The organism is Acetobacter fabarum (assembly GCF_011516925.1).
Classification (GTDB): domain Bacteria; phylum Pseudomonadota; class Alphaproteobacteria; order Acetobacterales; family Acetobacteraceae; genus Acetobacter; species Acetobacter fabarum.
The window spans coordinates 1-8,944 of record NZ_WOTG01000027.1; the positions used below are offsets into that span (position 1 = coordinate 1).

The 8,944-nt window shown below is 46.4% G+C and carries 10 protein-coding genes and 8 pseudogenes; 9 read left to right on the plus strand and 9 right to left on the minus strand.

Going from position 1 to position 8,944, the window contains the following annotated elements; genetic code table 11:
• A pseudogene (locus tag GOB83_RS14845) lies at positions 1-180 on the plus strand (replication initiation protein RepC); the annotation flags it as partial.
• A gap of 110 nt (positions 181-290) precedes the next feature.
• Here GOB83_RS14845 and GOB83_RS15215 read toward each other — a convergent pair.
• Positions 291-395 (minus strand): annotated as a pseudogene (locus GOB83_RS15215) (hypothetical protein); the annotation flags it as partial.
• A 173-nt stretch (positions 396-568) separates the two neighbouring features.
• On the opposite strand from GOB83_RS15215, the gene GOB83_RS14035 reads away from it, so the two are divergent.
• The 3 genes and pseudogenes from GOB83_RS14035 to GOB83_RS15325 form a co-directional block, all read left to right on the plus strand.
• Positions 569-1,210, plus strand: coding sequence for a hypothetical protein (locus GOB83_RS14035; RefSeq protein ID WP_165926541.1), 642 nt, complete (start codon positions 569-571; stop codon positions 1,208-1,210).
• A gap of 78 nt (positions 1,211-1,288) precedes the next feature.
• The gene (locus tag GOB83_RS14040) at positions 1,289-1,429 is read left to right on the plus strand and encodes a transposase (RefSeq protein WP_165926542.1); all 141 of its coding nucleotides are present in this window, start codon (positions 1,289-1,291) and stop codon (positions 1,427-1,429) included.
• A gap of 13 nt (positions 1,430-1,442) precedes the next feature.
• A pseudogene (locus GOB83_RS15325) lies at positions 1,443-1,685 on the plus strand (IS5/IS1182 family transposase); the annotation flags it as partial.
• Between the two features lie 131 nt (positions 1,686-1,816).
• Here GOB83_RS15325 and GOB83_RS14050 read toward each other — a convergent pair.
• The 6 genes and pseudogenes from GOB83_RS14050 to GOB83_RS14075 all read right to left on the minus strand — a co-directional run.
• Positions 1,817-2,441 (minus strand): annotated as a pseudogene (locus tag GOB83_RS14050) (DDE-type integrase/transposase/recombinase); the annotation flags it as partial.
• A 3-nt stretch (positions 2,442-2,444) separates the two neighbouring features.
• On the minus strand, positions 2,445-2,990 hold the full coding sequence (locus tag GOB83_RS14055) for a hypothetical protein (protein ID WP_165926543.1): 546 nt from the start codon (positions 2,988-2,990) through the stop codon (positions 2,445-2,447).
• Positions 2,991-3,084: 94 nt separating this feature from the next.
• Positions 3,085-3,666, minus strand: coding sequence for a hypothetical protein (locus tag GOB83_RS14060; RefSeq protein ID WP_165926544.1), 582 nt, complete (start codon positions 3,664-3,666; stop codon positions 3,085-3,087).
• Positions 3,656-3,766 carry an HNH/endonuclease VII fold putative polymorphic toxin gene (locus GOB83_RS15330; protein WP_165926551.1) on the minus strand — a complete coding sequence of 37 codons (111 nt, stop codon included), beginning with the start codon at positions 3,764-3,766 and terminating at the stop codon, positions 3,656-3,658. Before GOB83_RS15330 ends, GOB83_RS14060 begins: the two co-directional genes overlap by 11 nt.
• A 117-nt stretch (positions 3,767-3,883) precedes the next feature.
• Positions 3,884-4,678, minus strand: a pseudogene (locus GOB83_RS14070) (IS481 family transposase); the annotation flags it as partial.
• 8 nt (positions 4,679-4,686) lie between these two features.
• A protein-coding gene (locus GOB83_RS14075; RefSeq protein WP_165926545.1) for an IS5 family transposase occupies positions 4,687-5,444 on the minus strand; the annotation gives its coding sequence in 2 pieces (ribosomal slippage) (positions 4,687-5,123 and positions 5,123-5,444; 759 coding nt in all).
• 84 nt (positions 5,445-5,528) lie between these two features.
• Between GOB83_RS14075 and GOB83_RS14080 the strand changes: the two genes are divergently transcribed.
• Together GOB83_RS14080 and GOB83_RS14085 are read left to right on the plus strand one after the other, a co-directional pair.
• Positions 5,529-5,774 carry a hypothetical protein gene (locus GOB83_RS14080; RefSeq protein WP_165926546.1) on the plus strand — a complete coding sequence of 82 codons (246 nt, stop codon included), beginning with the start codon at positions 5,529-5,531 and terminating at the stop codon, positions 5,772-5,774.
• Complete coding sequence (locus tag GOB83_RS14085; protein WP_165926547.1) at positions 5,771-6,196, plus strand: hypothetical protein; 426 nt, start codon at positions 5,771-5,773, stop codon at positions 6,194-6,196. Before GOB83_RS14080 ends, GOB83_RS14085 begins: the two co-directional genes overlap by 4 nt.
• A 151-nt stretch (positions 6,197-6,347) precedes the next feature.
• Here GOB83_RS14085 and GOB83_RS14090 read toward each other — a convergent pair.
• Positions 6,348-6,999 (minus strand): annotated as a pseudogene (locus GOB83_RS14090) (IS6 family transposase).
• Between the two features lie 80 nt (positions 7,000-7,079).
• Here GOB83_RS14090 and GOB83_RS14095 point away from each other — a divergent pair.
• Together GOB83_RS14095 and GOB83_RS14100 are read left to right on the plus strand one after the other, a co-directional pair.
• A complete protein-coding gene (locus GOB83_RS14095) occupies positions 7,080-7,835 on the plus strand; it encodes a hypothetical protein (RefSeq protein WP_165926548.1) in 756 nt (251 codons plus the stop codon).
• Complete coding sequence (locus GOB83_RS14100; RefSeq protein ID WP_165926549.1) at positions 7,804-8,448, plus strand: hypothetical protein; 645 nt, start codon at positions 7,804-7,806, stop codon at positions 8,446-8,448. Before GOB83_RS14095 ends, GOB83_RS14100 begins: the two co-directional genes overlap by 32 nt.
• Before the next feature lie 147 nt (positions 8,449-8,595).
• Here GOB83_RS14100 and GOB83_RS15380 read toward each other — a convergent pair.
• Positions 8,596-8,721 (minus strand): annotated as a pseudogene (locus GOB83_RS15380) (IS701 family transposase); the annotation flags it as partial.
• 79 nt (positions 8,722-8,800) lie between these two features.
• Here GOB83_RS15380 and GOB83_RS14105 point away from each other — a divergent pair.
• Positions 8,801-8,944, plus strand: a pseudogene (locus tag GOB83_RS14105) (IS5/IS1182 family transposase); the annotation flags it as partial.

An 8,944-nucleotide genomic window follows, 5' to 3' on the forward strand; every position in this document is an offset into this window, starting at 1 on the left:
CAGATCCGTCACCCCGATGCGTATTTCCAGGCCCTGGTCGAACGCGGGGTGCGTGGAACACTCCACCTCGACCGCAGTCTTTACGCCCTGAAGGACACGCTGGCACAGGATGTGTCGCAAATCCCAGAACGTGCGACAGGCCGGGTGAAAACAGCGTCACAACGGGTGCGAATACAATGAGGGAAGGAGCCGGATGGTTTGGCTCGAAACGTCCAGCGACGACAACCAGCAGTGTTGCAGTAAAGATGGAACGAGGAAACCCGGAGTGTAACACGACGGCCCTGCCAAGGCAGATCCAACAATGTGCGGCGATAAGGACTGTGGATCCGTTGCGTCCGGATATGACAGTCGGGAGAGACGGCATTGCGATCACGCAAACTCGCTTCTATCTGCACTGTATTGTCACTCGGCGTGACCTAATCAACAAATCACGCACTGAACAATGACTTAGAGGCAAACGAAACAGGTAAAATCCTTTCCCTAACGAATAGTTTCGAAAACGCATCCAGAGATGGATGCCATGAACCACAAGGGATACAAAAAATGATAACCAATAAGAGTTTAACAGATGAAGAAAGAGCAAAAAATGACGCACAATAATAGTGTCAAAAGACTATTCTTTACCTTATCTCCTCTGTTGCTGCTGACTGGCTGCGTGCGTCCGGCGCCACCCAAAATACCATTCGATAGTGCTGAAGTCGCATGGGCCCAAAAACCGGGTCATGCCACCATTAAAGGATGCGTCAGTGGTGGCGAATTTACAAAATATTATACTTACCAAGTACCTGATGGAAACTATGACTCTTACCCAATAGAGAGTTCATATCGTGAAAATCCATCAAGAAATTTCACAATAGACCTCCTCCCGGAAAGTGACTATATGTGGAGCCTCGCACAAAAAATGCAGCAATATTATTTATTAAATAGCTATCATACATTGAATGATTCCCGATGGGTTGAACCTTCGGTTATTCCTTTTATTCCTCATATTTCTTGCCCTGCAGATGGGCCCGATATTTGTCCATCGAGAGGACATTTTATTTTCAATAATCTGCCTGCAGGCAATTGGTATATAGTAGCTGGATATAATGCGACAAAAGAAGATAACGCTGTGGCAGTTACCGTGCAAAAAATAACCACTATTGAAGGGCAGACTGTTCCTTATGTGTCATGGTTTGGAGCCCGCAGTATCAAGAAGTGTTCTCCATAATTTAATGCATAGGGCAATAGTTTAAAGTGCCTTTCAAAACCCTTTGTACTTTGACCAGGGGATAGGTGATGGGAGGATATGGCCAGCCCTCTTGTTTCCAATATTCTGTGGGTGGTGATCGAACCACTCCTGTCCGAGATTTCTGGTGAAGGCCCGCGCGTACCCGACCGTGAGGCGCTCAAGGGGACACTGTTCGTTCTTCTGACAGACATTCGGTGAAAAACGGTGCTCAAAGCGCCATGTCGTCATTGTCCGACAGGGTATTTCGCTGACCGTCCGGCTCTCTGGCGCCAACGTCCATGACAGCGGGATGCTCGCCCCCCTTCTCGCTGCGGTCCCCGCCATTCGGGGTAAACGCGGCTACCCGAAACATCGGCCCGCAAAACTCCATGCCGACAAGGGATATGACTACCGGCGTTGCTGCGCCGCCTACACGCGGCGCGGGATCAGGCACCGCAGCCCGCAGGGGTGTTGAACGTAACCAAAATCTCGGCAGTCAGCGTGGAGAGACAGTTCGGTTTTTCCAAAACCAATACCAACGCATCATCCAGCACGGCCCTGGATATGGTAATCCCCCCCTTTTTAGTGGGGGGTCTGAATGAGAATTCAGGCAGCGGATTTTAGTTTCTGGGCGGGTGTAAACCCGCCGTTCCCCATGTTGGGTCTGTCATGGTTATATGTCCAGAGCCATTGTGTTGCGACTTCCTGCACATCCTGAATGCTTTCAAACAGAGACTGCTCGAGCCATTTCTGTTGTAGCGTTCGTTATAGGCGTTCTGCTGCGGATTACCCGGTTGCGTATCGATCAGGATAATGCCCTGCTTTTCGGTCCATGAAACCAACGTATGACTGGCATATGCAGGGCATGGTCCATTCGGATAGCCTTTGGCCTGCCGCGCCATTCCATAACCTGTTCCAGGCAGCGGACAACCCGACAGGTCTGTAAGGAAAAATCAACCTCAATCGCCAGTCCTTCACGATTGAAGTCATCCAGGATATTCAGGAGCCGAAAAGCACGCCCATCCAAAAGCCTGTCCGCCATGAAATCCATGGACCAACTCCTGTTGGGAAGGGCTGGGACCGACAGCTTTTCAGGCTTTTCGCGAACCAGACGCTTACGGGGTTTAATCCGCAGATTGAGTTCCAGTTCCCGATAGATCCGATAAACCCGCTTATGATTCCAGACATGTCCCTGCACATTGCGCAGATACAGGAAACACAGGCCAAATCCTCTTCACCATAGATACGGCGGATGTCGCCATGAGGGAGGATAACTCCATCGGTATTGAAGGGTAACAGCTGTTGTTTTTTTCGCGTAAGTTTCAATCTCTTTAATGACAACCTTGTCATTCCCAATCAATGTAACAACATACCAGATGCCGATAGGTATATTAAAGAAATTAAAGCGACCATCCGCACTGCATATTGTATGCCTTGTAGTGCTTGATATGCTGGAAGGAACAATTTTTGTATCATTGATTGTACTATAACGGAACATCATATCTACAACGTGATCAGATGTCTGATTTTGAGGAATTAATTGTACATCGTTTCCTGCACAATTTAGTTCGTTGTTTTTACTATTTGAAAAATGGGTAATCCCTCCATGACCATTAGGAGTACTTTGTTGAAAGAAGGCATGCATAAATGCCGTTCCCGTGATAGTCGCTGTACCTTTTTCATCTGATGTCTCTTGCGCTAATGTGTTTTGTGACATTAATGAAATGACAATTAAAGGAAGAATTTTGTATAAAGTAATATTTTTATTTAATAAATACATATTATGAAACTCTCAATTAGAAATAAATAGTAGGTGGCAGATCTCTATGGAAAACACCCAATTCTAAGATAAATTTCAACTATTAATTTTTTTATCATTTTATTTCGCCATAAATTTCTATCCACATATCCCACTCACCAGGAACACCCCAAACCCTGATTGGATTAATATTTATTTTTAATAGAAAACATATAAAATTTTGTCTATCTATATTTACAAATTTATTGACTTCTATTTCTGATCCCCGACTCATAAAATTACCGATTTTTCTCAAATTACTTTCATTATCAGATAAAAATAAAAAACTTTTTCGTTCTGTTCTCACATATTCTATTATTTCAGGCAAAGTATTGGTGCTTACCAATAATAAACCCCAAAAAAATAGCCCCTGACTAGACTCGTAAACCCCTTGTGATATTACCTTGCAATTTCCATCTATTATCTTTTTCACAAAAGGACGATTTAACAATCCCCGATATTTAGTGATTCTATTATTATCTTGTGCCACAGAGTCAAATATAAAAAAGTAAATATTTTCTATAATTCTCCTTTTTTTTAATTCTATGCTTAACCATTCAGCGGCCTCATGCGATGCTACATACCATCCCTTGGATGCAGAAAAATTTTTCTGAATTGTCGCGTTTGAGCCGTTTGTCCAATTGCCATTAGTAATCATAATGTCCCTTATATGGTTCTGGAGTATTGAAGTGTGGTCCGCGATTTTGACAAGCATCATCTGAGTAAATATCTCCAGCTGCTTCATCACGAATTATTATCTATCGCTTCCCGCCTCCTGATTTTGGAATTTCAAAAATATATATGCCGCTTGGTTGAGGTCTACCGGTGATGTCACGTTAAGTTTGGCGTGTTAGATGACGGACATGAGCACGTCTTTAGGTGTTTAGTCCCGGGGTTTGATGAGTTGGATTGATGATGAATCTTTCTGGCTCTGAAGTCCATATTTTGCAGACGTATTCGTAAGGCGTGAGGCCACTCAGCGTCTTGAGCCTTCGCCCGAAATTATAAGCTGCCATGAAGTCGTTGAGGTGTGTCCTCAACTGCTCATGACTGTCGTAATGGAAGCGTTTGACGGTTGCCTCTTTGATTGTCCGGTTCATCCGTTCAACCTGACCATTGGTCCAGGGATGATTGGGTTTCGTCAGACGATGTTCGATCCCGTGAGCTTCGCAGATCATGTCGAAGCGCATGGGACGCGACCAGGCCGTATTGCGATTACGGGGTTGGTCAGCGAACTGGATCCCATTGTCGGTCAGGATGGTGTGGATCCGGTAAGGGATGATGCTCAGGAGATGTTCGAGGAATTCCCAGGCCGTCTTCCGATCAGCTTTCTCGACCAGTTGTGTGACAGCGAATTTGCTTGTCCGGTCAATGGCAACGAAGAGATACAGCTTGCCTTCAGCGGTCTGGACTTCCGCTATGTCGAGATGAACGAACCCGATCGGGTAGCGTTTGAAGCGCTGGCGTTTGGCTTTGTCCCCCTCTATGTCCGGCAGTCGTGAAATCCCGTGACGCTGAAGGCAGCGATGCAGGGCCGAGCGTGTCAGATGGGGAATGCTGGCCTGCAGGGCATAAAGGCAGTCATCCAGCGGCAGCAACGTATGCCGGCGAAAGGCCACGATCATCGCTTCGTCCGTCTCGGACAGGACCGTTGAGCGCGGCTCTTTAGGCTCAGGACTCATAGCCAGAACAAGACGGTTGCGGCGAGGCAGACTGCGGAGAAGAAGACGGTCGGGCATCTGTCATAGCGTGTTGCGACCCGTCTCCAGTCTTTGAGCCTGCCGAACATGATCTCGATACGGTTGCGTCTTTTGTATTTCCGTTTGTCGTATTTGACCGGTTTTGCGCGAGATTTTCGACCAGGAATACAGGGTTTGATCCCTTTCTCCTCCAGGGCCTCTCTGAACCAGTCAGCGTCGTAGCCCCGGTCTGCCAGCATCCATTCGGCTGATGGGAGACTGTCCAGAAGGGCAGCGGCACCAGTATAATCACTGATCTGACCTGCTGTCATGAAGAAGTCGAGCGGACGTCCGTTCCGGTCAGTGACAGCATGCAGCTTCGTATTCATCCCGCCTTTGGTCCGCCCGATCAAACGGCCTGGGCCCCCTTTTTTAACCGCAGGCTCGAAGCCGTGCGATGGGCCTTGAGATAGGTCGCATCAATCATGATTGTCTGAGGCTCTGCCTTGCCAGTAGCCAATCCCTCCATCATGCGGATGAAGATCCCCATAGCACTCCAGCGCTTCCAGCGGTTGTAGAGCGTCTTGTGTGGACCGTATTCCCGGGGGGCATCACGCCAGCGCAGACCATTTCTGTTCACGAAAATGATCCCACTCAACACACGACGGTCATCAACGCGAGGTTTGCCATGGCTCTTCGGGAAAAAGGGCCGCAGACGATCCATCTGTTCCTCGGTCAGCCAATACAGGTCACTCATCTTCAGTCTCCTCACAGAGGCTGAATCAGATTGCCGCAATCAAATCAATGGGTCCTGAGCCTAAATACTTTACAGTTGAAGCAGTTGAGAGATAGCACAGTTACAATTGTAGTACCTACACGTATGCATCAACAACTCTCACGGACATATGGTGGACGAAATACCCCACAGCAAATTACGCAAGATCGGCAAAATTTGCGTGATGCAGCTCAAAAAGATCTTGAAAAATATAGAGAGACTTTTTTACAACGAGGCGTGGGATCCAAAAAAATAGATGAGATTTTTCAAAAAGTTCACAACGAAAATATTAAGAAGGGATGGTATAAGTGATAGTAATTTTGGATTTGTTGGGAAAAAATCCCAATACTATAGACGTTATCATTAATAAAAAATATCAAAATATACAAGAAATTGACGGAAGAATTGATTACGAATTTTTTAGTGATGGTTTTTCTTTATCCAAAGAGAGAGGTGAGGTTTGCATTGGTACTATTTTTTTATATAGTGAAAGATACGGCAATGGATATCATGGCTATAGTGAAGATTTACCGTTTGGTATTGATTTTTTCATGACTGATAAAAAAATTCATCGTTTGCTTGGTGTCCCATTTTTAATTAAAGATGAAATAATATTACCTGTTTTGGGAAGGCAAAACCCATCTGAAACGTATATAAAAAATAATATAAAATTATCAATAGTATATGAATTTGATAAAAATTCTATAAATTATTTGGTTTTTACAAAATTGTAATTGGATGGTTCGAAGAACCCTTGACTGATTACCCTTGCGCCTGATTTCTGGTTCCTGGTCCTGATTTTTACTCTGCGTTTTGAGCGGTGATGTCACGTGGTGATGTCACGTTAAGTTTTTTAGTTTGAGTTTGGTTGGTTTTGGGTGGATTTCAGGCTGCGAGAATGGTCGCGGCCCTCCACTGAGCGAAAGCTTGGAGACGATGAATGTGTCGTGTGAGGGCGTTGGCGTCAGCGGCGGGTGGAACGAAGAGATTACGGACGGCAGAGAAGACGGAGACGAACCTCTGACATCCCCCGGGGGAGCGGAATTTCTGCATGATCCTCTCGCGTTTTCTCAGCGGTAAATGGCTGTTTTCGGCCCGATTATTCAGCCCTTTGTGAGGAAGGTGCCGGACAGACAGGCCGAGTTTACGCTTTACAGTGCCATAAGATTTCAGCTTATCTGTGATCATCCGCCTTGGACATACGCCGTGTTTGCAGAACTTCATCGAGGACATACCCCTCTTGGTCAACGGCACGCCACAGCCAATGGATCTGGCCACCAATGTCAATCCTGACTTCGTCCAGATGCCATATATCACCGCGTTTGGCAGGTTTTCGCCGTAAATGACGGGCATAATCCGCACCAAATTTAAGGCTCCAGCGACAGATTGTCTCATACGACACAGCAATCCCACGTTCTAAAAGCATCTTCTCGATCAAACGAAAGCTCAGAGGAAAACGGAAATACAGCCACACTGCATGCGCTATCAATTCACGCGGAAAACGATGCCGTTTGTAACTCAGTCTGGGCGTGTTCATCCAACAACTCTAAATGAAAAAACTTAACGTGACATCACCGCACCACCACACTGGATGGTGCGAAAACATCTGGTGGTTCTGTGGATGTTACGGCGGGAAATCTGAATATTACTTCGGCCCAGAATACGGCCAGCTATCTCAGCACGCAGGAGAGTGCGGGGGTCAGTTTCGCCGTTCCGGTTTATGGCACGGGCGGGGAGATGGGCTTTTCGGTGAATGCAGCATCGGGGTTTTTGTGTGACACTTATGCTTCGACGGAAGCAAGTGGCCTGTCAGGCCTGTATGCCGGCGGGAATGGACTTAATGTGACTGTTGCACACAATACGACGTTGAATGCTGGTGTGATGGAAAGCACGGCTGCATCTGGCAATACGGTTACTACAGGTAGCCTGACGGCTTATGGTGAGCAGAACAAATCGGAATATGCCGGAGCATCGGCCAGTATTTCCTATGGCAATCTGGGAAGCGGAGGCAATACAGGGCCTGATGCAGGGCAGCCGCTTACAAAAAGGAAGACTTTTGATGGAAATTTAAACGTAAATGGTGTGGCATCCGCCCTCATAGACCTGCAGACCTCAACAAGCCAATCCGCCATTAGCTCGAATATTACAGTTCATTCCGGGTCAACTTCAGGCACTCTGCTTCGTGATCCAGCGTCAGCAAATCATGCGCTAAATAATAATTTTGAAGAAGACGAGGCGGGGGAAATCCTTTCCCTAACAAATAGTTTTGAAAACTCAGTCAGAGATGCATACCATGAGCCACAAGGGATACAAAAAATGATAACCAATAAAAGTTTAACAGATGAAGAAAGAGCAAAAAATGACGCAAAATAAATGTGTCATAAGACTATTCTTTACCTTATCTCCTCTGTTGCTGCTGACTGGCTGCGTGCATCCAGCGCCTCCTAAAATGCCATTCAATAGTGTTGAAGTCGCATGGGCCCAAAAGCCGGGTCGTGCTACCATTAAAGGATGCGTCAGTGGTGGCGAATTTACAAAATATTATACTTACCAAGTGCCTGATGGAAACTATGACTCTTACCCAATAGAAAGTTCTTTCAAAGAAATACCTCAACAAAATTTCACAATAGATCTTCTTCCAGAGAGTGATTATATGCATTCTCTGTCAAAAAAAATGGAAATATATAGTATCAGACTTCATTCTTACAAAAACGTAAATGACCCTCGCTGGGTTGATCCATCAGTGTTGTCTTTTATCCCTCATTTTACTTGTCCTATGGCCGGTTCCAGTATTTGCCCATCTGTTGGTCATTTTGTCTTTTCTAATCTCCCCGCAGGAAACTGGTACATTGTGGTCGCATATAACGATACACCAAAGCAGAGAGGCCAAATTGCGTTGATGCAAAAAATAACCACTATTGACGGGCAGACTGTTCCTTATGTGTCATGGTTTGGAGCACGCAGTATCAAGAAATGTTCGCCATAATCTAGCACTACTTTGGCAGAATAGAGTTAGGATGTCTTTTGAGTGCCCATCCGCAATGAGGGCATTGTGTCGGGGATGGACGAGACATGTGGTCAAGGATGGCCTGACGCACTGCTGGCAGACTGGGTTGTGGTGGTGGCCCGAGGGCTCTTTTTTTCGTCCCGCCTGAGCAAGCCTGCGGGATTGCAAAAAAGCGTAGGCCATAATCGACATCAAGGCATGGCGGTGAAGTCCGCTCCAGGATCGTCCCTCAAAGTGATCCAGGCCCAGCTGGAGGGTTCGAAAACCCCCCCTGGTTTTGAGGTCTTCTGTATGATTCTATTTCTTCTGCGTTGATTGAGGGAATGGCGATATGAAGCAGTCTGGTTTCTTTGATGTTGAAGAGCGTCTTGCCCGGCTGAGTGGGCTTGGCGATCAGCTCGAAGCGTTTTCCCGGACTGTGGATTTTGAAGCGTTCCGTCCTGATCTGGACAAGGCCCTGGCGTATTCCGATGGA